Raw genomic sequence first — 24,594 nt, 5'->3', positions numbered from 1 at the left:
TCACCGGGCCGCGACGGCGTCCGGCCGGAGGGCCGCCGGGGAGCCGGGGCGGGGGTCGTCCGTCCCCGCGGCCGCCCGGGCGGTGAGGGAGCCTCGGTCCACCTTGCCGGTGGAGGTGTACGGGAGCGCGGGCAGCAGCACGATCCGTTCGGGGACCATGTAGCCGGGCAGGTGGTCTCGGCAGTGGCGGCGCAGGGACCGCTCTTCGGGGGCCGTGTCCGGGACGGCGGTGGCGAAGGCCGTGAGGCGGCCGGTGCCGTCCGGCCCGGGAGTGGTCACGCAGATCGCCTCCGCGATCTCGGGGTGGCCGTCGAGGACGGCCTCGATCTCGCCGAGTTCGATCCGGTGTCCCTTCAGCTTGACCATGGTGTCCTCGCGGCCCAGGAACAGCAGTCGCCCGTCGGGGAGCCGCCTCACCCGGTCGCCGGTGCGGTGGTGGCGCCTGCCGTCCCGTTCGACGGTGACGGCGGCGGTGCGGGCGGGGTCGTTCCAGTACCCGGCGGTCACGGAGGGTCCGGCGACGCAGAGTTCGCCGGTGGCCTCTCCGGTGTCGGGAAGTGCGGAGCCGTCCGGTCCGAGGAGGAAGGTGTCCGCGTAGGGGCAGGGGCGGCCGATGGGCGGAGCGGCGGGGGCGTCTTCGGCGAGGTCCTCCGGACCGAGGCGGTGGTGGGTGCACACGTTCGTCTCGGTGGGGCCGTAGAGGTTGTACAGGGCCGCTCCGTCGGGGAGGACCGCAGCCAGGTTCCGCAGGTGCCGGGTGGGGTATTCCTCGCCCGCGAAGGCCACCACCCGCAACCGGCCCGCGGCCGGGGTGTCGGCGGCCTCGGCCATCCGGCGCAGCGCGGTGGGCACCGAGTACCAGACGGACACGTCCTGCTCGGCGACGAACCGGAGCAGGGCGGCGCCCATCCCCTGCAGGCTCTCGGGGACCAGGGCGACCCGTCCCGCGCAGGCGGCGGCGGCGAACAGGTCGAGGATCGAGAGGTCGAAGTGGAGCGGGGCGTGGGAGGCGAGGACGTCGGCCGGGGTCAGCTCGAACTCCGTCACGGCCCAGTCCACGAAGGCACGGGCGTTGGCGTGCGTGAGGGCCACGCCCTTGGGGGTGCCGGTGGATCCGGAGGTGTAGAGCAGGTAGGCGGTGTCCCCGGGGGCGACGGCGGTACGGACGGGACCGGCTCCCGCGTGGCGTCGGAGCGCCTCCGCCCAGGTGGTGACCGTACGGCCGGGGGCGGGTGCGGGTGCGGAGGTCGGCACGCTGTCCGGGCCCACGTGGAGGACGGACAGCCGGGCGGCCTGCTCCGGAGCGCGGGCCCGCAGGGCCTCGGCACGGTCGGGGGTGGTGACGAGCCACTCGGCCCCGCAGTCGGCGAGGACGGTGGCGGCGCGCAGGGGCGGGGCAGTGGGGTCGAGGGGGACGTACGCGGCGCCGGTGCGGAGGACCGCGTGGATGGCCGCGACGGCCTCGACGGACTTGTTGAGCCAGATGGCGACGCGAGCCCCGCGCAGGGGGCCGGAGGCGGTGAGGGCGTGGGCGACGCGGTCGGCGGTGTCGTCGAGTTCCGCGTAGTCGAGGGTGCCGTTGCGGTCGCTGACGGCGGGGGCCCCGGGGTGGGCGTGGGCCGCCGCTTCCAGGAGGGCGGTCAGGGTTCCCTCGGTGGTGGTGGTCACGGGTGGGTTCACCTCAGTCCGAGCTTGGCGGCGACGACGTCGCGCTGCATGTCGGAGGTCCCGGAGGAGATCCGGGTCCCCAGGGCGTCGCGGAGCCGTTCCTCGATTCCCGCGTCCTCGGTGTAGCCGTGGCCCCCGAAGATCTGCATGGCGTCCTGGAAGGTGGCGACGGCGGCTTCGCTGACCTGGAGCTTGACGAGTTCGGGAAGGGGGGAGGATCGGCGGTCGCGGTCCGGGCCGGGCCGGTCGAGTTCCCAGGCCGCCGTTCTGAGCAGGGCGCGGGAGGTCTCCAGCCGCAGCCGCATGTCCACGATCCGGTTGGAGACGGACTGGAAGGAGCCGATGCGGCGGCCGAACTGCCGTCGGGTACGGGCCCGTGCCGCGCAGTCCTCGATCTGTCGCTCCATGGCGCCGAGGAGGGGGGCGAGCAGGAGGGTGCGCTCCCAGGCCATCACGGTCGCGAAGACCGCGGAGCCCTGTTTCTCGGCGCCGAGGCGCCGGGCGGCGGGGACTTCGACCCCGTCGAGGACGAGCTGTCCCCAGGCGCAGGAGTTCAGGCCCATCTTGCGCTGTTCGGTCTCCACGCGGACGCCGGGTCGTCCGCGCTCGACGAGGAAGGCGGTGACGCCGGTGAAGCCGAGGCGCGGGTCGAGGGTGGCGTAGACGAGGAAGACGTCCGCGTCGGGGGCGTTGGTGACGAACCGCTTGCGGCCGTCGAGAACGTAGTGGTCTCCTTCGCGGCGGGCCCGGGCGTCCAGTCCGAGGGCGTCGGAGCCCGTGCCCTCCTCGGTGATGGCGTGGGCGCCGACGAGGCGTCCGGAGGCGAGTCCGGGGAGGTAGTGGGCGCGTTGCTCGGGGGTGCCGTACCGGGCCACGGGCACTCCGACGGCCCACATGTGGGCCCCCGCGGAGATCAGGAGGCCCAGGTCGCGGCAGCCGTGACCGAGGGCGTCGAGGGCGAGGGCGCAGGTCAGCGCGGAGTGGCCGAGTCCGCCGTGTTCGGCGGGGGCGTTCAGGGCGAGCACTCCGGCCGCGGCGAGTCCGTCCCAGGTGGCCGGGGGCGGGTCGGTGCGCAGCCGGTCGCGCAGGGCGCGTTGTTCGGGGGTGGGGTCGAGGTCCATGTCCGGCCGCCTAGGCGATCGCCGCGCGGTGCAGCTTGCCGAGGGCCTGTTCCACTTCGGCTTCGGCGGCGGAATCGTCCTCCAGGAGGCCGCCCAGGTACTTCTCGTACGAGCCGAGGTCCATCAGGCCGTGGCCGCTGAGGTTGAACAGGATCGTCTCGGCGGTGCCGGTCTCGCGGGCGCGGACGGCCCGGTCGATGACGTGTCGGATCGCGTGGGCGGACTCGGGTGCGGGGATGACCTGTTCGGCGCGGGCGAAGGTGACGCCGGCTTCGAAGACCTCGTTCTGGCCGTAGGCCACGGCGTCGACGATGCCCTCGTGGTACATCCAGCTGATCGCGGGGGCGGCGCCGTGGTAGCGGAGGCCGCCGGCGTGGATGGGTGAGGGGATGAAGGTGTGGCCGAGGGTGTACATCTTCGACATGGGGGTGTTGCCCAGGGCGTCGTGGTGGTCCCAGGTGTAGACGCCTCGGGTGAGCTTGGGGCAGGACTTGGGTTCGACGGCAACGAGGCGGGTGCGTCGGCCGGTCTCCAGGGAGTCCTTGTAGAAGGGCATGGCGAGCCCGGCGAAGTTGCTGCCCGCGCCGAGGGCCGCGACGACGGTGTCGGGGTGTTCGCCGAGGGCGGCCAGCTGGGCGAGGGCCTCCTGACCGATGACGGTCTGGTGGAGGAGGACGTGGTTGTCGCCGCTGCCGGCCGAGTAGCGGACCCCGTCTCCCTCGTTGGCGTACTCGTGGGCCTCCGAGCTGGCCACGGAGAGGCTGCCCGCGCAGTCGGGGTCGTCGGCGAGGAGCGAACGGCCGGCTTCCGTGGTGACGCTGGGGCTGGGCAGGACGCGCGCCCCGTTGAGTTCCATGAGGGTGCGGCGCTGGGGCTTCTGTTCGTAGCTGCAGCGCACCATGTAGACGGTGCACTCCAGGTCGTAGGCGTGGGTGGCCATGGCGAGGGCGGTGCCCCACTGTCCGGCGCCGGTACCGGTGACCAGCTCTCGCACGCCCGCCTTCTTGTAGTAGTACGCCTGCGGGATGGCCGAGTTGAGCTTGTGGCTGCCGGAGGGGCTGGCGCCCTCGTACTTGTAGTAGATCTTCGCGGGCGTCCCGAGGAGGCGTTCCAACCGGCGGGCCCGCACAAGTGGGGTGGGGCGCCACCGTTCGTACTCGGCGCGGATCTCGGTGGGGATCTCGATGTAGGGCCGGTCACTGACGCTCTGCCGGTAGATGGAGAGCGGGAGTTGGGGGCGCAGGCCCCTCTTGCCGAGCTGCTGTGCGGGCTTGCGGTCCTGGGGTACGTAGCCGGCCAGGTCGGCGATGACGTTGTACCAGTGGGTCGGGACCCGGACCCCGGTGGCGGACCGGGGGTCGAGGCTGGTGTTCACGGTGCTCTCCTTGGGGGGCGGCCTGCGGCCGGCTCGGGCGTGGTCAGAGGGCGGCGGGTACCGGCGCGACCCCGGCGGCCGACAGCTGGGACCGCACCAGGCCGATGAGGCTGCCGACGTCGAAGAGTTCCGCGGTCATCACGGCCTCGTCGTCGATCTCGCAGGAGAAGCTCCGTTCCAGCTCGGTGATGACGCGGAGCAGGGTGAGGGAGTCCAGGCTGATGCCGGTGGAGTAGAGCGACGCCTCGTCGCCGATCTCGGCGGGGTCCAGGTCGAGGTCGAGGACCTCCACGAGGATCTGCTTGACGCGGATGTCGAGGGATTCGGACATGGGGGTGCCTCCGGGTGGCGGCACGCGGGGTGCCGGGGTGTGGGTACCGGGTGGGGGTGTCGGGTGCTCAGGCGGGGAGCGGGGCCGGTGCCGCCCCGGACCCGGTGGGGTCACGGCGGACGACGTGGGCGACGAGACGGCCGTCGCGGGCGGTCACGACGGCCTGCGCGACCTCGGGGTGGGCTTGGAGGACGGCTTCGATCTCCCCCGGTTCCACGCGGTGGCCCCGGATCTTGAGCTGGTGGTCGGTGCGGCCGATGACGACCAGTCGGCCGTCCGGGAGCAGTCGTCCAAGGTCGCCGGTCCGGTAGCGGCGTCCGTCGGGATGTTCCGGGAAGCGGGCGGCGGTGAGGGCCGGGTCGCCGAGGTAGCCGTCGGCGAGGCCGTCGCCGGTGATGTGGACCTCGCCGAGGGTGCCGGCCGGGACGGGGGTGCCGTCCTCGTCCAGGACGAGGATGCCGGTCCCGTCGATGGCGGTCCCCACGGTGACCTCCTCCCCCGGGAGCAGTTCGAGTCCGGTGCACCAGACGGCCGCCTCGGTGGGCCCGTACTCGTTCCACAGCCGGGTGCGGGGCTGGAGCCGGTAGTGGTCTGCGAGGAGCTGCTCGGGGCAGGGTTCTCCGGCGACCATGATGTTGCCGGCGCCGTGGGCGGGGCCGGGAAGGCGCTGCAGGGCGGCGTGGTAGAGCGAGGGGGTCATGGCCGTGTGGGAGACGCGGCCCCGGCCGGTGAGGGCGGCGTCCACCGCGGACATCACGCCGTCGAGGGTGGGCGGGGCCAGCTCCAGGGTGCCGCCGCAGGCCAGTGCCCACCAGGTGCAGCCCACGGCCGCGTCGAAGGTCATCTGCCAGATCAGCAGGAAGCGGCGGACGGTCTCCGGGTAGTGCGTGAAGCGGGCCAGCGTGGTGCTGACGATGGCCCGGTGCGGTACGACCACCCCTTTGGGCTCCCCGGTGGAGCCGGAGGTGAAGACCGTGTAGGCGGGGTCGGCGGCGGTGATGCGGGGGTGGGGCCGTACCGGATCCCGGTCGGTGAGTCCGACCGTCCGGTGCAGCGGGACCAGGGCCCCCCCGAGCGGTGCGGCGGAGTCCGCGGGGCGGTGGGCGGCCGTCAGCAGGGCGGCGGCTGCGGTCCTGGTGGCGAGCAGTCGCAGGCGGTCGAGGGGGGCGGCGGGGTCGACGGGGACGTGGACGGCGCCCGCCTTGAGGACGGCCAGTTGGGCCACCACGGCGGCCGCGCAGCGGGGGAAGGCGCACAGGACGGCCCGGCGGGGGGCGAGGCCGGAGTCGGACAGGTCCCGGGCGAGGGCGTTGGCGGCCTCGTCGAGCTCACGGTAGGTCAGTTCGCCGTCCTCCCCGACGACGGCGGTCCGGTCGGGGTGGAGGTCCGCCTGGCGTTCGAAGAGCGTCACCAGGGTGGGGCCGCCGGTCGGGCCGGGACCGTGGACCAGGGCCTGCACGGCGCTGCTCACGCCGCGGGCTCGGGGGTGCGCAGGCTCAGCGGGGTCATGTCGGTCCAGACGCGCCCGACGTGGCCCAGGCACGCCTGCTTGTCCCCGCCGAACCCCTCGGTGCGCCAGCCGTCCGGAACGGGGCGGTCGGCGGGCCAGATCGAGTACTGCTCCTCGCCGTTGACGACGACAAGATACGTGTCCATGCAACACCTCGGGGCTGTGTCGGGGTCGGGCGGTGCGGGGGGGGCAGGGGCCGGGGCCCGGGGCGCCTCCCCCGCCGGCCGCACCGTGCGGGGGGCGCGGTACGGCCGGCGGGGGTGCGGGTCGCTCAGCGGCCCGGCTTCACGGCCTCGACGAGGATGTGGTAGCCGAGGTAGTTGAACGGCGGCACGTCGCCGAGGTTCTTCTCCAGGGTGCGGACCACGCCCGCCACGCCCGAGTCGGCCAGGACCTCGTCGGCGAGCCAGGCGGAGATCGTGGAGTTGCCCCGCAGGTGGGTGACGATCATGCCGGAGGTGGCGCAGAGGGAGTTCAGCTCCTGCGGGCTGAAGCTGTACCAGGGCGCGGTGAGGTCCTTGCCGCCGCGGGTCTTGGTGAAGAGGAGGGTCTTGGCCTCGACGTCGGTGATGTCGACGGCCGCGAAGCGGTCGCCCTTGAAGAACTGCTCGAAGAGGCTGTTCTTCACGCCGATGACGAGCTTGCCGCCCGGCTTGAGGACGCGGGCGATCTCGGCGAAGACGGCCTGGCGGTCTCCGAGCGGGATGTGCATGAGGGCGAGCATGCTGGTGACGACGTCGAAGGAGGCGTCCTCGAAGGGCAGGTGGGCCATGTCGCCCTCGCGGAGGTCCGCGGTGAGGCCGCGGGCGGCGAGCTTGCCCGCGGTGACGTCCAGCATGGCGCGGGAGATGTCGAGGCCGGAGACCTCGGCTCCCGCCGCGGCCATCGGGACGGTGAACCGGCCGGTGCCGCAGCCGATGTCGAGGACCTTCTGGCCGGCTCGGACCTTGCTGAGGACGAAGTCGTGCTCGGAGGCCGTGAACAGATCGTCGCTGACGCCCTCGCCGGGAATGCGCTCGTCGTACTCGGTGGCGATCTCCTGGTACACGGAGCGAACCTGGGACTTCTGCGCCTCGGCGAGCCCGGAGAGGTCGGCGGGGGCGTTCTCGATGATGGTCATTGAATTCTCCTTGGGGAATGTTCGCCGAGGGCGATTCAAATTCTTTGAGATTCGATGAGATTCGATGAGAAATGACTGCGCGACGTCGCGTGCGCAGGGGGGCGGACGGGGCCTGCCCATCGGGCCGGGGTCCGGGGTCCGATCAACCCCCGAGGCGGGCGCATCGCCCCGATGGGGCCAGAACCTCGGCCCCACCTGGGCTTCGTGGCCTTCGGAGGCGGTTTCCGGCGGTGACCACCGGGCCCGCGACCGGCCCCGTCCTTGATTTTCGCGCGCCACCCCTGGAGGGATCACCGGGGGACGTGGGCGATGGCCCGAACGGCCGGAAAGGCCCGGAGGGCGTTTCAGGAATTCTCGGAGCCTTTTCGGATCCGGGGCTCCCGCCCTTCGCCTGAATGGACAGTATCAGCTTTCTCGAATTTTTCCTCCTGCTCGACCTGGATTTCTTTCCGCAGGGAATTCCGGAGTGCCACGACGAGCGCGGGGACGAGGACGGCGGCACCGGTCACGGCGAAGCACCAGGCCAACGACAGGGGTGCCAGGAGCAGTCCGATCCCCGCGGATCCGGCGGCGTTGCCCGTGTTGAAGGCGGTGTTGACCCAGGTTCCCGCCTCGGTGCTGCGGGCTCCGGAGTCCACCTCTCCGGCGATCAGGTAGGAGGTGGTGAGCGTCGGGGACATCGCGAAGCCCACGCCCGCGGCGAAGGCCACCAGGGCGAGCATGCCGCCGGACTGCCCGGCCAGCAGGCAGAACAGTCCGAGCAGCCCGGCGAGGATCGGCAACCGGGCCCGCAACGGCCTGGTCCAACGGACCGCGCCGTAGAGCAGGCCGCCCAGGGCGCTGCTGATGGCCATGGTCGCCGACACCCAGGAGACGGAAGCCGGATCGCCGTGGTCGTCGGCGAAGGCGACGGCCAGCAGGTTGAAGGCGCCCAGGCAGGCCCCCAGGCCCGCGGTGACGAGCACCGGGTCCAACAGGCCCCGCCACAGGGCGGACCGGTTCCGGCCGGGCCCGTCCCCCGCTCCCGGGTCCCCGACCGGGTCCGGGCCCTCCGGGGCGGGGCCGGACCGGAAGGCGACGGCCGGCGGCGAGGTGGCGAGCACGGCCGTGCCACCGAAGAGCAGGACGGCGCTCACCGCCACGCCCAGTGCCGGCTCGACGGCGGTGGCCATCGCCCCGGCGAGCAACGGACCTACCACGTAGAGGAGTTCCTCGGCGACGGTGTCCAGCGCGTACGCCCGCTGGAGTTCGTCATCTTCCGGGACCAGTACGGTCCACAGGGTCCGCATGAACGGGCCCAGGGGCGGGGCGGTCAGCCCGGCCGCGGCGGCCAGCGCCCACAGGGCGGCCTCGGGTGCACCGGGGTCCCAGGCCACCGCGGCGATCAGCCCGAGGGCGGCGGCGCACAGGGCCGCCATCGGCAGCAGGGCGCGGCGCACACCGTGACGGTCGATCAAGCGGGCCCGGTAGGGCGCGAGGAGCGAGCTGGAGAGGCCGAACACGGCCAGCACGCCGCCCGCGACGGCGTAGGACCCGGTGGCCCCGCTGACCGTGAGGACCAGCGACATGAAGACGATGCCGTAGGCGAAGCGGGCGACGAGCGCGGAAAGGAAGGTTCTCGCCGCGTGGGGGGCCTTCAGGACCCTGAGGTAGGAGGCGGGTTTCTCGGATGACACGGGTGCTCCAGGGGTTCGCGGGGCCCGGGCGGCCCGTGCGGGGGCACGGGCCCCGGCCGGTGTGCCGCGGGACGGGTGCGGGTCGGGGAGGACGGGCCGGAGCCTACGTCCGGGGTGGTGCCGGACGGGCCGGAGGGGTGTCCCGAGGGCCCGGTTCCGGCCGATTCCGCCCGGCCCCCGCGGAGCGGGGCGCCCGGCCCAGGGACAACCGGACGGCCGCGTCGAGGGCTTCGGCGGCGGCCGCGTCCAGTCCGCGTCCGGCGAGCCGCTCCAGGGCCCGTTCGGTCATGCCCCCGGGCGAGGCGACGGCGTCGATGGTGGCGGCGAGTTCCGCGTCCGGTCCGGCCAGGAGGGCTCCGGTGCCCGCGGTCGCCTGACGGGCCAGGTCCTCCGCGAGCTGCGGGGGCAGCCCGAGGGCCGTCGCTCCCCCGGCCAGGGCGGACGCGAACCGGGCGAGGAGGGCGGGACCGGCCCCGGAGAGCGCGCTCACGGTCTCCTGGTGGCGGTCCTCGACCACGTGCACCGGTCCCAGCGCGGCGAAGAGGTCCCGGACGGGCTCCAGCGCGGCCGGGTCCGCACCTTCGGGAACGGACAGCACGGTGGCCCCGGCCCGTACGGCCACGGCCGTGTTGGGCACGGCCCGGACCACGGGGACGCGGTGACCGACCGCCGCCGCGACCTCCGCCGCGGGCCAAGAGGCCACCAGCGAGACCAGGGTCTGCCCCGGCTCCAGATGGGGACCGAGCCCGGCCAGCACACCGGCCGCCTCGTGCGGGTGAACCGCCAGCACCACCGTCTCGGCACCCGCCACGGCTCCGGCGAGGTCCGGCATCGGGACCAGACCGGTCTCCGCGGCCAGGACCCGGGCGCCGGCCCCGTCGCGGGACACTCCGCGCAACGGTCGGGCCGGTCCCTCCGCAGCGCGCAACCCCACGGCCACGGCACGGGCGATCCGACCGCAGCCGACGAAGGCCACCGTCCCCGGAGTCCGGCTCCGCGACGGGTTCACGCCGCTTCCCCGGCCCGGACGGCGGTCTCGTCGATGAGGTCGCAGATCGCGGTGACCCCGCGCAGCAACCGGTCCTCCGGTTCGGCGCCGACCGACACCCGCAGGAAGCCGTCGCAGGACTCGCCGTACGAGATGCCCGCGACGGCGCTGACCCGGTGGCGGCGCAGCAGCACCTCGGCGAACTCGGCCGAGCCGAGCCGGGAGGGGGCGAGCGACGGGAAGAGGTAGAAGGTGGAGTCCCCGGGCATGCTGCGCACCCCCCGGGCCGCGAAGGCCGCGGCCACCCGGTTCCGGCGTTCCACCACGGCCCTGATCTGCGGCCGGGTGTGCGCGAGGACCTGCTCGAAGTTCTCCGCGAGGTACTGGCACAGGATGGTCGGGGCGCAGGTGACCAGATGCTGCTGGAGTTTGGCGAGTTCACGGACGAGGCGCTCGTGGGCGATCACGTAGCCGACCCGCCAGCCGGAGATGCCGAAGTTCTTGGACATGGAGTTGCAGATGACGGTGTGGCGGAGCTCCGGATCGAAGGCCGCCGCGGAGACGAAGGGCGCGCCCTCCGGGGTGAACTCGCTGTAGACCTCGTCGGCCACGAGGAGCAGCCCGTGCTCCTCCGCGAGGGCGTGCAGGGAACGCAGCTCCGCATCGGTGAGCCGCCTGCCGGTGGGGTTGTGTGGGTTGTTGACGATCACGGCCCGGGTGCGCGGGGTGATCCGGGCCGCGATGTCCTCGATCCCGGCGTGCCAGGGGAGAGCGACCGGAACCCCGCGGCACAGGCGCACCTGGTCGGGGTAGCTCACCCACAACGGCTCGGGGATGATCACCTCGTCGCCCGGCTCCAGGACCGCCGCGAGCGTCATGAAAACGGCCGATTTGGAACCTGCCGTCACCATGATCTGGCGGTCGGCGTCCACGGGCACGCCCGAGCAGTCCTCGTGGTACTTGGCGAGTTTCTGCCTCAGCAGGGGCACGCCCCGGGTGTGCGAGTAGTGGTGGGCCGCGGAGGTCAGTTCCTCGAAGGAGGGGACGGGGACGTCGAAGAACGCCTCTCCGAGGGAGAGCGTGATGATGTCCGCCCCGTCCGCCTGCAACGCGTAGACCAGGTTGTTCTGTTTGATCGACGCGGCCTCGCCGATGCTCTGCACCAGGGCGGAGGGCCGAAGGGCTGCCATGGTGTCTCTCCTCTCAGGGGCTCGGATGGGTTGCGGGACACGGAGGCCGGGGACCGGGGCCCGCGGCTCCGGACGCCTCCTCGCGGCCGTCACAGGACGCGGATCTGCCCCTCGCCCCACACCACGTTCTTCACGCAGGTGAGGGACTCCAGCCCCATGGGGCCGCGGGCGTGCAGCTTCTGGGTGGACACGCCGATCTCCACGCCGTACCCGAACTCGCCGCCGTCGGAGAACCGGGTGGAGGTGTTCACGAAGACGCTGCCGGAGTCGGCGGAGAGCGCGAAGCGGCGCGCCACGCTGTAGTCCTGGGCGACGACGGCCTCCGCGTTGCGGGTGCCGTAGCGGTGGATGTGGTCGAGGGCCGCGTCGAGGTCGGGGACCACCTTCACGGCGAGGACCAGGTCCAGGTACTCGGTGGACCAGTCCTCCTCCGTGGCCTCCTCGGCCTTCGGCCAGGCCTCCCGGGTCCGCCCGTCGCCGCGCACCGTCACGCCCTGCGCCGCCAGTTCGTCCAGGACGCCCGGCAGCCAGCCGGCGGCCAGGTCCTCGTGCACGAGGAGGGTCTCCAGGGCGTTGCACACGCTGGGACGGGAGGTCTTGGCGTTGAGGACGATCGCGGTGGCCCGCGCGGGGTCGGCGGAGGCGTCCACGTACACGTGGCAGTTGCCGTCCCCGTCGATGACGGTGGGCACCCGGGCGTTGTCCTTCACGGTCTTGATGAGTCCGGGCCCGCCGCGCGGCACGACGAGGTCCACGTACTCCTCGGCGGCCAGCAGCTCCAACACGGCCTCCCGCGAAGTGTCGGGGACCAGTTGCACGGCCGCGGCCGGTACCTCGTCCTGGGCCTCCAGCACCTCCCGGATGACGGCCGCGATGGCGGTGTTGCTGTGGAGCGCGATGGAGGAGCCCCGCAGTACGGCGGCGTTCCCCGACTTCAGGCAGAGCGCGGCCACGTCCGCGGTGACGTTGGGACGGGCCTCGTACACCACGGCCACCACGCCCAGCGGCTCACGGACCTGCTCGACGCGCAGGCCGTTGGGGCGGGTCCCGCCGCCCGTCACGGCACCCACCGGGTCCGGCAGCCCGATGATGACCCGGATCGCCTCCACCATGCCGGTGATCCTCTTGTCGGTGAGCGTGAGCCGGTCGATCAGGGTGGCGGAGGTGCCGGCGGCCCGGGCGGCCTCGACGTCCCGCGCGTTCGCCTCCTTGAGTCGGGCCCGCTCCGCGTCGATCGCCTCGGCGATCCGGGCGAGGACCCGGTCCTTGACCTCGGTGGGCGTTTCGCGCAGGACGCGGGCCGCGGCGGCGGCGGAGCGGCAGATCTCGGTCACGGACATCAGGGGGCCTCCAGAAGGCTGACGTAGGCGGTGGGGTGAAGAACGGTGGGGGTGCCCGCGGGCCGCGGGCGGGAGTCGCCGAGGTCCGCGGCGCCCAACAGGGTGCGACCGCGCGCGATGACGGGGCCGGTGCCGCCCGTGCCCGACACCGGTCCGGACACGAGGTCGGCCACGTCCCCCGCGGCGAAGGACCCGGTGGCGCCGAGCACCAGGTCCGCGGGGACGGCCAGGCCCGCCGCGACGGCGCGCTCGGCGGCGGGCGAGCAGTACAGGGTGGCGCGCGGAGGCTCGGAGAAGGACCGCCACAGGGCTTCCAGGCCGGGCCCCCGGCCCGTCCGCTCACGCGGACGCACCAGGGTCCCGACCCGTTCACCGGCGAGGATCCGCTCCAGCACCTGCGGCTCCGCGGCGGCGGCGATGGCCGCGGTCACCCCGGAGAGGGCGGCGATCCAGACCGCGCCCAGCTTGCTGACCATGCCGCCGGTACCCGGGCCGCCCGCGGACACCCCGGCCAGCCGCTCCAGTTCCACGGTCATCCCGGCCGCCTCGGGCACCAGGCGGGCTCCCGGGTCGGTGCGGGGGTCACTGCCGTACAGGCCGGGCACGTCCGTGAGGAGCGCCAGGAGCCGGGCGTCGAGGAGAACGGCCAGCAGCGCCGCGAGGATGTCGTTGTTGCGGACCTGCAGGGCGTCGTTCTCGTTCACCACCGGCACGATGCCCCGCTCCAGGGCCCGGTCCAGGGCCGAGCCCAGCCCGTCCCGGTGGGCGGGGTCGCACAGGTCGAGCGGGGTGAACAGGAACTGCGCGGCCGTGAGTCCGCGGCGGGCCAACCCCGCCCGGAAGCTCTCGAACAGGGCCCCCTGACCGACGGCCGCGGCGAGTCGGCGCCCGGCCCCGTCCTCCGGTCCCGCGGCGGCTCCGTCGGCGGCCAGCAGGCTGCGGCCCTGGGCGATGGCGCCCGAGGCCACGAGCACGGGCCTCAGACCCGCGCGGGCGAGTTCGGCCACGGAGTCCGCGAGGGCCTCGGCCTTGGCCGGGTCGATGCGACCCGCCGTGATCAAGGAGGAGGTCCCCGTCTTGATAACGATGCGTTCCGGATGCATGCGCGGTGGCCCTCCCGCCTCAGACCGTGGGGGACGCGACGGGCAGGGCCCGCAGGTCCGCGTGGAAGACGTAGCGGTCGGGCACCAGCTCCTCGGGCACCCCGGCGGCGCGCAGGTCCGCCCGGAGCGAGGCAGTCAACGCCCGCTCCAGCTGCGGGGCGAGCACCCGCACCGGCGGCCGGTCGACCGGGGCGGACCCGCTGCTCCCCGGGTACGGCTCGCTCAGGACGTAGTGGGAGCGGGATCCGGCCGGCAGGAAGGACACCTCCAGGGAGCCGTCGGCGTCGCCGTGCCCCCAGCCGAGCCGGGTGGTCCGGCCGTACCGGGCGCCGAGCCGCCACAGCTCCTCTGGGTGAACGGCTCCGACGGCCTCCGGGGGCGCCGCCGCCTCGCCCGACCCGAAGCCGTGCGCGTCGCGGAGCCGCAGCGCCCGGGTCAGGCGGGCGTTGGGGACACGGCCGAGGCGGAAGCCCTCGGGGGACGCGGCGAGTCGGCGCTCCGCGAGGGCGAGGAGGTCCTCGCCGGGGTCCGCGTGCTCTGCGGGCCGGTCGGATTCGGGAGCGTCGGATTCGGGGGGGCAGCCGACGTGGAGGACCACGTCGTAGCGGAAGAGGGTCATCTCGTTGGACGCGGTGCCCCGGCGCGGGGCGATCTCCACCGCGGTGATCGGCCCCCGGCCGGAGGCCAGTTCGCGGAAGAAGCCCGGATCGACGCTGAGCTCGCTGTCCGTGCGGAGCCCGCGGGACACCGCGGCGGCCACGCGGTCCGGATCGGCTCCGTCCCCCTGTCGGCTGTGTTCGCGCAGGCAGAGGAAGGCCTCCAGCAGCGGGGCGGAGCGGACGTCGCCGACGAAGACGTGGCCGCCCGCGGGCAGGCCGGTCACGGCCCGGTCGATCACCTCGCGCAGGTAGGCCAGTGAGGGGAAGTACTGCACGACCGAGTTGAGGACGACGGTGTCGTACGGGCCGGATGCGGCCGCGGCGGCGTCGAGGGCCTCGGCACGGACGACCGTCGTCTCCGGTGCGCCGGGGCCGGCCGCGAGCGCTTCTTCGGTCCGGCGGAGCATGTCCACGGCGGCGTCGGCGTAGTCGGTGGCGGTGTACCGCTCCACGTGACCACCGGCGCACAGCGGACGGAACAGCAGTCCCGTCCCGGCCCCGATCTCCAGGAGCGCGCGCGGGGCCAGGGCGCGGACGCGGTCCACGGTCCCCGTGACCCATGCGGACATCTCCGCGGCCGGGAGGGTGCCGCCGGTGAAGCTGTCGGTCCAGCCGAGCAGGGCGTCACCGGACGGGTCGGCGCCGTCGGGGACGTAGGTGCTCTCGAAGACGGAGCGCCAGGAGTCCATGAAGGTCTCGAAATCGTCCGCGCGGATGCCGTCGGCGGGCACGAGATGGGCCACGGGACGCGGGGAGCCCGTCGTCCCGCCCGCCGGTACGAGCACGGCCCCGTGGATCTGCGGGTGGGCCCGCAGGACGGCCTCGGCCTCGGCCCGTCCGGTCGGGTCGGGGGCGGGGAGCGGGTGGGGGTCGGGGTGCGGCACGGCGTCCTCCTGGGCGGGTGGGGCGAGGGGCAGCGGGACCCGGTGGACACGGGTGCCGGTGTCACCGGCGACCGCCGTGGTGAACGCGGTGAACGCCTCGGCCAGGGCCGTGACCGTCTCCCGGTCGTACAGGTCGGTGTCGTAGACCAGCTCCGCGGAGAGGGCGGCGCCGTCGCGGGTGAGGTCGAGGGACAGGTCGAAGCGGCTGGCCGGTACGTCCAGCGGCACCGACTCGGCGGTCACCCCGGCCAGGTCCAGCCCGGCCGCGCCGGATTCCTCGAAGAGCTGGCAGGTCACCTGGACCAGGGGGTTGAGGCCCAGGTCCCGGGTCGGGTTGACGGCTTCGACGATCCGCTCGAAGGGCGCGGCTTGGTGGGCGTATCCGGCGAGGGCTGTGTCGCGCACCCGGTGGAGCAGTTCCTCGAAGGTGGGGTCGCCGGTCAGGTCGGCGCGCAGCGGCAGGATGTTGACGAACAGCCCGATCAGACCTTCCAGTTCGGTCCGGGTGCGGCCGGCGACGGGCACCCCGGTCAGGAGGTCCCGCTGCCCGCTCCACCGGCCCAGCACCGCCTGGAAGGCGGCGAGGAGGGCGGTGAAGAGAGTGGTCCGGTGCTGCCGGGCCGACTCGGAGAGGGCAGTGGTGACCTCCTCGGAGAGGGCGAAGCGGACGGTGTCCCCTCGGCCAGCGCCGACCTCGGCCCGGTCGGCCCGCCGGGGCAGGTCCAGTTCGGTGGGCGCGCCCGCCAGCTGCTCCCGCCAGTAGGCGAGGTCCTCGGCGAGCCCCCGTTCGTGATCGGCGCCGCGCTCCCACGCGGCGAAGTCCTGGTACTGGAGCGCCGGGGCGGGCAGCGTGGAGGATCGGCCGGCGGTCAGGTCCCGGTAGTGCGCGGACACCTCGGTGAACAGGACCTTCACCGACCAGCCGTCGGCGGCCAGGTGGTGCACCCCGAAGGCGAGCAGGTGGTCCGCAGGGCCGAGGGTGATCACCGCCGCCTCGAAGAGCGGCCCGTTCTCCAGGTCGTGACGACGGGCGGCGATCCGGCGGACGAGGTCCGAGGCCTGCCGCAGGGCCTCGTCCGCCGGGAGCCCGGAGAGGTCGATCGGCACGGTGGTCCCGCCCCGGGGCGGATCCACGGTGACCAGCAGCCGGTCCTCGCCGAGGTGGTAGCGGGTGCGCAGCACGTCGTGGCGGCCCACCACGGCCTCGACGGAGTCGACGAGGGCCCGGGTGTCCACGGGACCGCGCAGCCGGACCGCCTCGACCATGTTGTAGCCGGTGTTCTCCGGGGCCACCTGCTGGAGGAACCACAGCCGCTGCTGGGCCGTGGAGGCGGGCGCGGGGGCTCCGGGGGCCAGTGGGGGGATGCCGCCCTCGCCCCGCCCGCCCGCCCGGAGCGCGGCGGCCAGGCCGGCCGGGGTGGGTTGTTCGAACAGGGACGTGAGGGACAGCTCGGCACCGAGCCGCTCGCGGATCCTCGCAATGAGGCGGACCGCGCTCAACGAGTGCCCGCCCAGCCGGAAGAAGTCGTCGTGGCGGCCCGCCGCCGTGACGCCCAGGACCTCCCCGAACATCGCCGCCAGGGCCGTCTCCACGCCGGGCCGCGGCGCGGTGTACTCGCCCACGCCGAGGGCCGTGGCCTCGGGCTCGGGGAGCAGGGCGATGGCGATCTTGCTGCTGATGTTCCGCGGGATGGCGTCGAGTTCCACCAGTGCCGCGGGGACCATGTAGTCGGGCAGCAGCCGCGCGAGGTGCCCGCGCAGCCCGCGGGTGGCGCCCGGTTCCCCGGTCGGGACCAGGTAGCCGACCAGTCGGGCGTGCCCGTGGGCGTCGGGGCGGGCCACCACGGCGGCGTCGCGCACTCCGTGGTGGGCGAGCAGCGCGGACTCCACCTCGCCGGGGTCGATGCGGTAACCGCGGATCTTGAGCTGTCCGTCGATGCGGCCGGCGAACTCGACCAGGCCGTCCCCGCGGAGCCGGCCGAGGTCCCCGGTGCGGTACATCCGTCCCCCGGGCACGGCCAGGTGCGGGTCGGTGGTGAAGCGTTCGGCCGTCCGGTCCGGGTCGTCGAGGTAGCCGACGGCCAGCTGGGGACCGGACAGGCAGATCTCGCCCGTCACGCCGACCGGTACGGGGCGGCCGGTCGGATCGAGCACGGCCACCGCGCAGTTGGCCAGGGGACGGCCGATGACGGGGCCGGTGGCCGCCGTGACGGGGGCGACCAGCGCGTCCACGGTGAACTCGGTGGGGCCGTACATGTTGACGGCCGTGACGGCGGGATGCTCGGCGAGCCGGGTCCACAGGGACGGCCGCACGGCCTCGCCGCCGAGGACGAACAGGCGCGGTCCGCCGTGTCCGGCGCCGGTCCCTTCGTCCGGGTCCAGCAGTCCGAGGCCGACCAGCTGCTCCAGGAAGGAGGGGGTGGCCTCCAGGACGTCCGTCCGCCGGGCCCGGACGGCGTCGAGGAGCTTCACCGCGTCCCGGCTGGTGTCGTCGTCGAAGACGTCGAGGAGGTGTCCGTCCACCATCCACAGCAGCTGGTCCCAGCAGGCGTCGAAGGCCATCGACATGGTCAGGGCCACCCGGAGGCGCCGGCCCGGCACGGTGGCGGCCATCTCCGCGTAGTGGGAGGCGCGGTGGGAGTGGTAAAGGTTGGCGAGGGAGCCGTGCCGGACGACCACACCCTTGGGGGTGGCGGTGGAGCCGGAGGTGAACACCACGTAGGCGGGATCCTCCGGGCCGGGCGGGGCGGGCGGCGGGGCGGGGACCTCGGGGCCCGGGTCGGCGGGGTCGAGCAGCGGCAGCCCCAGTGCGGCGGCCCGGTCGCGGACGGCGGTGTCCGCGACGAGCAGCCGGAGGCCGGCCTCGCGGGCGATGGAGTGCAGCCGCTCCGGCGGGTTGGCCGGGTCGAGCGGCACCAGGACGGCGCCGGCCCGCAGCACCCCGAAGACCCCCACGGGCTGTCGGGCGGACCGGCTGGTGAGCAGGCCCACCCGGTCGCCGCGGCCGATGCCGTGGGCGGCGAGCCCGGCGGCCACCGCGTCCACGGCCGCGCCGAATTCGCGGTAGCTGAGGCTTTCCGTGGCGTCGGTGACGGCGGTCTCCTCGGGCATCGAGGCGATCCGGTCCGCCAGGGCGGTCAGCACGGTCGCGCCCCCGGGAACGGGCACCACCGGTCCGCGCCCCAGTTCGTGCAGGATCCGGTGCTCCTCCGCCGGTGTGAGCAGGGGCAGTTCGGATACGGGGAGGTCCGGGTCGGCGGTCGCGGCGGCGAGCAGCACGGCGAAGCCCTCGGCGAGCCGGGCCACCGTCTCCGGGTCGAACAGGTCCCGGCTGTAGTCGAAGCAGGCGGTCATGCCGCCGCCGCGGGCGTACACGTCGAGGGAGAGGTCGAAGGTGGTCGTGGGCTGTTCCGCGGTCAGGGCCCGGGTGGTGGCGCCGGGCAGCCGCAGCGTGCCCGCGAAGTCCTCCTCCAGCAGCTGGAACATGACCTGGACGAGAGGGTTCACGCCCTGGGTCCGGTCGGGGTTGACCTCCTCCACGATCCTCTCGAAGGGCAGCTCGCCGTATTCCCGGCCGTCGAGGACGGCGGCCCGGATCCGCTGGAGGAGTTCTCCGAACGAGGGGTCGTCGCGCAGGTCGCCGCGGAGGGGGAGCGTGTTGACCAGCATCCCGACCAGTTGCTCGGTACCCGCCTGGGAGCGGCTCCCGACCGGGTGGCCGACCACGACGTCGCGTTCGCCGGTGATCCGGGAGAGGAAGGCGTGGAAGGCGGCCAGGAGCACGGTGGCCGGAGTGGACCTGGCGGAGCGGGCCAGTTCCCGGACCCGGTCCACGGTCGGCTGCGGCAGGGGCAGCCGATGGACCCCGGATGCCGGGAAGGTGGTGGCGCCGCGGGGCCGGTCTCCGGGCAGGTGCAGGACGGTGGGGGCGCCCGCGAGGTGCGCGCGCCAGTACTTCAGGCATTCCGAGGTGCGTTCCTCGTCCAGCCACTCCCGTTCCCACACCGTGTAGTCGGGGTACTGGAGCTCCGGTTCGGGCAGGTCCGCGGGGGTGCCGGCGACCCGGCCCGCGTACAGGGCGGACAGCTCGTCGAGGAGCAGCCGCATCGACCAGCCGTCGCACACGATGTGGTGGGCGGTGACGGCCACGGCGTGGTCCTCCTCTCCCGGCCCGCCGAGGGTGGCCACGTGGATCCGCACCAGCGGGCCGGTCCCCAGGTCGAAGGGGGTGGCCAGGACCTCGCGGTGGAAGCCGGCGACGGTCGCGTCCCGCTCGGCGCCGGCGGGGGCGGGTCGGCGGGTGTGGTGGAAGCCGGGCCGGGCCGCCTCGGTGCCCGGATCGGCGACGATCTGGCGGATCTCCCCGGCGTCCTGCTCGAAGCGCGTGCGCAGGGCGTCGTGCCGGTCGCACAGATCCCGGGCGGCCCGCGAGAGGGCCTCGGTGTCCAGGGGCCCGGTCACCCGGAACGCCTCGGTGAGGTGGTAGGCGGTGCCCTCCGGTTCGAGGGCCTGGAGAAGCCACAGCCGCTGCTGCGCGAAGGCGGCCGCGTACCGCTGTTCTGCCATGTCGGAAAACCCTTCGTGGGGGGGCTGGGGGCCGCCGCTCCCTCTCGGTGGGGGAGCGGCGGTGCGGTCGGGGAGGATCAGGACCGGGCCGGTCGGCCCGTGCGACGGGTGAGCCGGGGGCGGCTGCGGGCCAACGGGACGAGGCGGCGGGCGACGCCCTCCACGGTGGGCTCGTCGAAGAAGGCGCGGACGGGCAGTTCCATCCCGAGGGCGGCGCGGATCTCGTCGATGAGCCGGGTGACCAGAAGGGAGTGGCCCCCGATCTCGAAGAACTCGTCGGTGGCCCCGACTTCCGGGAGGCCCAGTACGGCGGCGAACACCACGGCGAGCTCGTGTTCCCGGCCGGGGGCGGGTGCCCGGCCGGTCCCCGCCGGGGCGGGGCCGGGGGTGGGCAGGGCCCGGAGGTCCACCTTGCCGTGCGGGCCGACCGGCATCCGTTCCAGGACGGTGATCACTGCGGGGACCATGTAGCCGGGAAGGGTCCCGGCCAGGTGCTCGCGGACGCGGGCCGGTTCGACGGTCGTGCCCGGCAGGGGGACGACGTACCCGCACAGCCGGACGCCGGTGTGGTGGCCGGGGTCCGCGGCGACGACGGCCTCGGCCACGCCGGGTGCGGCACGCAGAGCCTCCTCGACCTCGCCCGGTTCGATCCGGAATCCCCGGATCTTGACCTGGAAGTCGTTGCGGCCGAGGTAGTCGAGGCGGCCGTCGGAGCGCAGCCGGGCGAGGTCGCCGGTGCGGTACATGCGGCTTCCGGGCGGGGAGGCGGGGTCCGGGTCGGGGAGGAACCGCTCGGCCGTCTCGACCGGGCGGCCCGCGTAGCCCCGGGCGACGGCGGCGCCCGCGACGAACACCTCTCCGGTCACGCCGAGGGGCACGGGGCGGAGGTGTTCGTCGAGCAGCAGGATCCGGGTGTTCCAGATCGGTTCCCCGAGGGGGACTCGGGCCGGCTGGTCGGTGACCGGACGAGCCACTGTGTGGCCGGTGGCCGCATGGGTCTCGGTGGGTCCGTAGTAGTTGTGGAGGCGGCGTTCCGGTACCGCGTCGAAGAAGGAGCGGACGGCGTCGGTGAGGACGAGGGCCTCGCCGCCCTGGGCCACGTGGCGCAGGTCGGGCAGGTCCAGCCCCTGCCCGAGCGCCTCCCGGCAGAGCTGTTCGATCAGCGCGGTGGGCGCGAAGAGCTCGGTGACCCGGTTCGCCGCCAGCCAGTGGGCCAGGTCCCCGGGGCTGCGTCGGACTTCCTCGGCGGGTACGGCGAGGGTCTTGCCGGTGGTGCCGGCCGAGAGGATCTCCTGGGCGGCCGGGTCGAAGGAGAGGGCCGCGAACTGGGCGGTGACGGAGTCCGGTGCGGCGGGCATCTTCGAGGCGTGCCAGGCCAGCAGGTTCACGATGGGGGCGGCGGGCATGACCACGCCCTTGGGCCGGCCGGTGGAGCCGGAGGTGTAGATGAGGTAGAGGGGGTGGCCGGGCCGCAGCGGTACGGGCCGGTCGGCGTCGGTGGGGGCGGACGGGTCGAGGGCGTCGACGTGGGCGCGCAGGTCGGGGTCGTCGACGGCGAGCGGTGCCACGGCGGCGGGCAGTCCGTCGGCGGCTTTCGCGGTGGTGAGGACGAGGAGCGGGAGGGCGTCCTCCAGCATGGCGTGGACGCGGGCGGGCGGGTGGGAGAGGTCCACGGGCAGGTAGGCGGCGCCCGTCTTGACCACGGCCCACAGCGCCACGACCAGCTCCGCGGAGCGGGGCATGGCCAGGGCCACCGTCCGCTCCGGACCCGCCCCGAGGCGCAGCAGGTGGCGGGCCAGCCGGTTGGCCCGGGCGTCCAGTTCCGCGAAGGTGAGCGCTCCGGTGTCGTCCGTCACGGCGGTGCGGTCCGGGGTCCGTGCGACCTGGGCCTCGAAGAGCGCGGGCAGCGTGGTGTCGGGTACGGGGTGGTCGGTGTCGTTGAAGGAGTCGAAGAAGTCCAGTTCGGCCGGGGAACGGGTCTCGTGGCGACTCAGCGGCAGGTCCGGTTCCGACAGGCCCTGTTCGAGGGTGGCGAGGAGGTGGCCGACGATGCGTTCGACGGTGGCCCGGTCGAAGAGCGCGGTGGCGTACTCGACGTGTCCGAGGGTTTCGCCGGTTCCGCCGGGGGGTGGTGGTGTCAGGTCGAAGACCAGGTCGAAGCGGGCCGCGTCGAGGCGGGGGCGCTCCCGGGTGACGTCCAGGCCGGTCAGGGCCGGTGGTCCGGGGTCGCTGTCCTCGAAGACGAGCATCACCTGGAAGAGCGGGTGCCGGGCCGGGGAGCGGGGTGGGTTGAGGGCCTCGACGAGGAGGTCGAAGGGGAGGTCCTGGTGGGCGAAGGCCCGGAAGGTGAATTCCTTCACCCGGTCGACCAGTTCGCCGAATCCGGGATCGCCGGAGGTGTCGGTGCGCAGGACGAGCGTGTTGACGAAGAATCCGACCAGTTCGTCGAGGTCCGCGTCGGCGCGGCCCGCGACGGGGGTTCCGACGGGGAGGTCGTGGCCCGCGCCGAGCCGGGTCAGGGTGGCGGCGAGTGCCGCCTGCACCACCATGAAGGGGCTGGCGCCGCGGGCGGCGGCGAAGCCTTCCAGGGCTCGGGTGAGGGGGGCGCCGAGCCGGAAGTGCACGGTGTCCCCGCGGTGCCCGGCCCGGGCGGGGCGCGGCCGGTCGGTGGGCAGGTCGAGTTGTGCGGGGAGGTCCCGCAGGGCCTCGGTCCAGAAGTCGAGCTGCCGGGCGAGGGGGCTGCCGGGGGTGTCCGGGTCGCCGAGCAACTCGTGCTGCCAGTGCGTGAAGTCGCGGTACTGGACGGGCAATGGGGGGAGCGGGGCGGTTCCGGACTTCCGGTGGGCGGCGTAGGCCTCGGACAGGTCGCGGGCGAGCGGGGTCATGGAGCGGCCGTCGCAGGCGATGTGGTGCACGACGAGGAGCAGGACGTGTTCCTCCGGGCCGAGGGAGACCAGTCGGGCCCGCAGGGGCGGATCGGTGCGCAGATCGAAGCCGCGCCGCTCGAACTCCTCCTGGTGCGCGGGCAGTTCCTCGGGGGTGAGGCGGACGTGGTCGGGTCGGGGGTGGGCTTCGGCCGGTTCGAGGACCACTTGGCGGGGTTCTCCGGCGGTCTCGGGGAAGAGGGTGCGCAGGGATTCGTGGCGGGTGACGAGGGCGGCCAGCGCGGCCCAGAGCGCCTCCTCGTCGAGCGGGCCGCGCAGCCGGAGCGGCACGGGGATGTTGTAGGTGGCGGCGCCGTCCTCCAGGCGGTTGAGGAACCAGAGGCGGCGCTGGGCCGGGGAGAGCGGATCCGGTCCTCCGGAGGAGCGGGGCGCCAGGGCGGGTACGGGGTCCCCGGAGAGGACGAGCCGGGGGGTGAGCGCGGCCACGGTGGGGAAGTCGTAGACATCGCGGACGCTCAGTTCCCGGCCGAGCCGCAGGCGGACCGACCAGGCCAGGCGCATGGCCAGCAGGGAGTCGCCGCCCGCTTCGAAGAAGTCGGTGTCGAGGCCCGCCGCGGGGATCCGGAGCACCTCGGTGAAGAGCGCGCACAAGGCGCGTTCGTCCTCCGTGCGCGGGGCCGGTCCGGTGGGTACGGCCGTCACGGGCGCGGCGGCCAGGGCCTTCCGGTCGATCTTCCCGTTGGGGGTCGTCGGCAGCTCGTCGAGGACCGCGATCACATCGGGGACGAGGTAGGCGGGGAGGCGGGCGGCGGCGTACTGCTTGAGTTCCAGTGCCCAGTCCCGGTGGTCGGGGGCGGGCGGGGAGGGGCGCGGGCCGGCGGGTGGGTGCTGGGGCACGTGGGTTCCCTGGGGTGCAGCGGGCGGGGCGGCCCGGGACGGGGGTGCGGCGGCCTGGTCAGCCGGCGATCTCGATGGGCATCGAGGTGAAGCCGAGGATGAAGTTGGACCGCAGCCGGACCGGGTCCCCCGCGGTGCGGAAGGCGGATCCGCTTTCGATCAGGGCGGTGAACGCCTCGGCGAGTTCCGCGTTTCCGGTGGGCGCTCCGATGCAGCGGTGCACTCCGCTGCCGAAGGACAGGTGCCGGTTGGGGTCGCGCGTGATGTCGAAGCGGTCGGGCTCCCGGAACTGCCCGGGGTCCCGGTTGGCCGACACGTTCCAGAGGGTGACGATCTCGCCCGCCGGGATCTCCACTCCGTGGATCCGGGTGTCCCGCAGGGTGACCCTCTGGACGTAGGCGTTGGTGGAGCTCCAGCGGAGGATCTCCTCCAGCGCGCCGGGCAGCAGGCCCGGGTCCTCGCGCAGGCGGCGCCATTCGCCGGGGTTGCGCAGGAGGGCGAGGAACCCGGCGCAGGTGGTGTAGGAGGAGGTCTCGTTGCCGCCCACGGCGATGTTCATGCAGTTGTAGAGGATCTGGGTGTCGTCCAGGGGAAGGCCGTTGAGGCGGGCGCGGAGCAGCATGCCGAGCACGTCGTCCCGGTCGGGTTCGTCGCGACGTTCGTCGAGGAGGTCGGCGAAGTACTCGAAGATGTCCGCCTGGGCGTGAGCCAGGCGGAGCCGTTCGTCGTCGTCCTGGGGGCAGAGGGCGGGGTCCCGGTAGCCGACCATGCGCCGGGTGAGGCCGACGATGTGCCGGGCGTCGGAGGCGCCGACCCCGAAGAGGGCCATGAGCGCGCCGACGGGCAGCAGCGGGGCGAAGTCGAGGGCGAAGTCACAGCCACCTTCCTGCCGCATGCGGGCCACGCCCTCCGCCAAGAGGCTCCGGACCTGCGTGGAGACCCGGGCGACCATGGACGGGCTGAACGGGGGGTGCATGAGTCGGCGCAGCATCCGGTGCCGGGGCGGGTCGGAGGCGACGAGCATGTCCCCGGAGGCCGTGTCGCCGCCGGTGCGGAAGGAACCGCCGAGGATGGCCCCGTGGGCGGAGCTGTACGTGTCGTGGTCGCGGTAGGCGGCCAGCACGTCCTCGTAACGGGTGAGGGCCCAGAACCCGCTGCCGTCGGGGCCGGGGTTGCGGTAGACGGGTGCGTGGGCGCGGAGTTCGCGGAAGGCCGCGTGATGGCCCTCCGAGGCGAAGAGCTCCACGTCGTTGAGGTCGATGACGCCGGTCGAGGTCACGG

General features: G+C 74.0%; 15 protein-coding genes. All 15 read right to left on the bottom strand.

The window, feature by feature from the left end:
• Positions 1-1,668 (bottom strand): amino acid adenylation domain-containing protein, encoded by a 1,668-nt coding sequence (locus ABTZ17_RS07770; RefSeq protein WP_352194622.1) that lies wholly within the window; start codon positions 1,666-1,668, stop codon positions 1-3.
• 8 nt (positions 1,669-1,676) lie between these two features.
• Positions 1,677-2,789, bottom strand: coding sequence for an acyl-CoA dehydrogenase family protein (locus tag ABTZ17_RS07765; protein ID WP_352194621.1), 1,113 nt, complete (start codon positions 2,787-2,789; stop codon positions 1,677-1,679).
• A 10-nt stretch (positions 2,790-2,799) separates the two neighbouring features.
• Positions 2,800-4,164, bottom strand: coding sequence for a TrpB-like pyridoxal phosphate-dependent enzyme (locus ABTZ17_RS07760; protein WP_352194620.1), 1,365 nt, complete (start codon positions 4,162-4,164; stop codon positions 2,800-2,802).
• A 43-nt stretch (positions 4,165-4,207) separates the two neighbouring features.
• Positions 4,208-4,495 (bottom strand): acyl carrier protein, encoded by a 288-nt coding sequence (locus ABTZ17_RS07755; protein ID WP_352194619.1) that lies wholly within the window; start codon positions 4,493-4,495, stop codon positions 4,208-4,210.
• A 67-nt stretch (positions 4,496-4,562) separates the two neighbouring features.
• Positions 4,563-5,966, bottom strand: coding sequence for an amino acid adenylation domain-containing protein (locus ABTZ17_RS07750; protein WP_352194618.1), 1,404 nt, complete (start codon positions 5,964-5,966; stop codon positions 4,563-4,565).
• Complete coding sequence (locus tag ABTZ17_RS07745) at positions 5,963-6,151, bottom strand: MbtH family protein (RefSeq protein ID WP_352194617.1); 189 nt, start codon at positions 6,149-6,151, stop codon at positions 5,963-5,965. Before ABTZ17_RS07745 ends, ABTZ17_RS07750 begins: the two co-directional genes overlap by 4 nt.
• A gap of 125 nt (positions 6,152-6,276) precedes the next feature.
• Positions 6,277-7,125 (bottom strand): class I SAM-dependent methyltransferase, encoded by an 849-nt coding sequence (locus ABTZ17_RS07740; protein WP_352194616.1) that lies wholly within the window; start codon positions 7,123-7,125, stop codon positions 6,277-6,279.
• A gap of 344 nt (positions 7,126-7,469) precedes the next feature.
• Positions 7,470-8,801, bottom strand: coding sequence for an MFS transporter (locus ABTZ17_RS07735; protein ID WP_352194615.1), 1,332 nt, complete (start codon positions 8,799-8,801; stop codon positions 7,470-7,472).
• Between the two features lie 103 nt (positions 8,802-8,904).
• Positions 8,905-9,777, bottom strand: a complete 873-nt coding sequence (locus tag ABTZ17_RS07730; RefSeq protein ID WP_352194651.1) for a pyrroline-5-carboxylate reductase family protein — start codon at positions 9,775-9,777, stop codon at positions 8,905-8,907.
• A gap of 29 nt (positions 9,778-9,806) precedes the next feature.
• Positions 9,807-10,979 (bottom strand): pyridoxal phosphate-dependent aminotransferase, encoded by a 1,173-nt coding sequence (locus tag ABTZ17_RS07725; RefSeq protein ID WP_352194614.1) that lies wholly within the window; start codon positions 10,977-10,979, stop codon positions 9,807-9,809.
• Positions 10,980-11,068: 89 nt separating this feature from the next.
• Positions 11,069-12,319: a glutamate-5-semialdehyde dehydrogenase gene (locus ABTZ17_RS07720; RefSeq protein ID WP_352194613.1), complete on the bottom strand. Its 1,251-nt coding sequence runs from the start codon at positions 12,317-12,319 to the stop codon at positions 11,069-11,071.
• A complete protein-coding gene (proB, locus tag ABTZ17_RS07715) occupies positions 12,319-13,422 on the bottom strand; it encodes a glutamate 5-kinase (protein ID WP_352194612.1) in 1,104 nt (367 codons plus the stop codon). The genes ABTZ17_RS07720 and proB overlap by 1 nt, the downstream gene beginning before the upstream one ends.
• Before the next feature lie 19 nt (positions 13,423-13,441).
• A complete protein-coding gene (locus ABTZ17_RS07710; RefSeq protein WP_352194611.1) occupies positions 13,442-19,531 on the bottom strand; it encodes a non-ribosomal peptide synthetase in 6,090 nt (2,029 codons plus the stop codon).
• Positions 19,532-19,608: 77 nt separating this feature from the next.
• A complete protein-coding gene (locus ABTZ17_RS07705) occupies positions 19,609-23,313 on the bottom strand; it encodes a non-ribosomal peptide synthetase (RefSeq protein WP_352194610.1) in 3,705 nt (1,234 codons plus the stop codon).
• A 58-nt stretch (positions 23,314-23,371) separates the two neighbouring features.
• Positions 23,372-24,592, bottom strand: a complete 1,221-nt coding sequence (locus ABTZ17_RS07700; protein WP_352194609.1) for a cytochrome P450 — start codon at positions 24,590-24,592, stop codon at positions 23,372-23,374.
• Positions 24,593-24,594: the final 2 nt, after the last annotated feature.

The organism is Streptomyces sp. NPDC097619, from assembly GCF_040302735.1.
Taxonomy (GTDB): domain Bacteria; phylum Actinomycetota; class Actinomycetes; order Streptomycetales; family Streptomycetaceae; genus Streptomyces.
The sequence above is the reverse complement of the archived record's forward strand: the minus strand, read 5'-3'. Positions and strand labels throughout refer to the sequence as shown.

What these genes read in the sequence shown, in the direction of transcription:
- ABTZ17_RS07765 (WP_352194621.1), bottom strand. Translation starts at nt 2,789, where the DNA reads ATGGACCTCGACCCCACCCCCGAACAACGCGCCCTGCGCGACCGGCTG.
- ABTZ17_RS07755 (WP_352194619.1), bottom strand. Translation starts at nt 4,495, where the DNA reads ATGTCCGAATCCCTCGACATCCGCGTCAAGCAGATCCTCGTGGAGGTC.
- ABTZ17_RS07745 (WP_352194617.1), bottom strand. Translation starts at nt 6,151, where the DNA reads ATGGACACGTATCTTGTCGTCGTCAACGGCGAGGAGCAGTACTCGATC.
- ABTZ17_RS07740 (WP_352194616.1), bottom strand. Translation starts at nt 7,125, where the DNA reads ATGACCATCATCGAGAACGCCCCCGCCGACCTCTCCGGGCTCGCCGAG.
- ABTZ17_RS07725 (WP_352194614.1), bottom strand. Translation starts at nt 10,979, where the DNA reads ATGGCAGCCCTTCGGCCCTCCGCCCTGGTGCAGAGCATCGGCGAGGCC.
- ABTZ17_RS07720 (WP_352194613.1), bottom strand. Translation starts at nt 12,319, where the DNA reads ATGTCCGTGACCGAGATCTGCCGCTCCGCCGCCGCCGCGGCCCGCGTC.
- proB (WP_352194612.1), bottom strand. Translation starts at nt 13,422, where the DNA reads ATGCATCCGGAACGCATCGTTATCAAGACGGGGACCTCCTCCTTGATC.
- ABTZ17_RS07710 (WP_352194611.1), bottom strand. Translation starts at nt 19,531, where the DNA reads ATGGCAGAACAGCGGTACGCGGCCGCCTTCGCGCAGCAGCGGCTGTGG.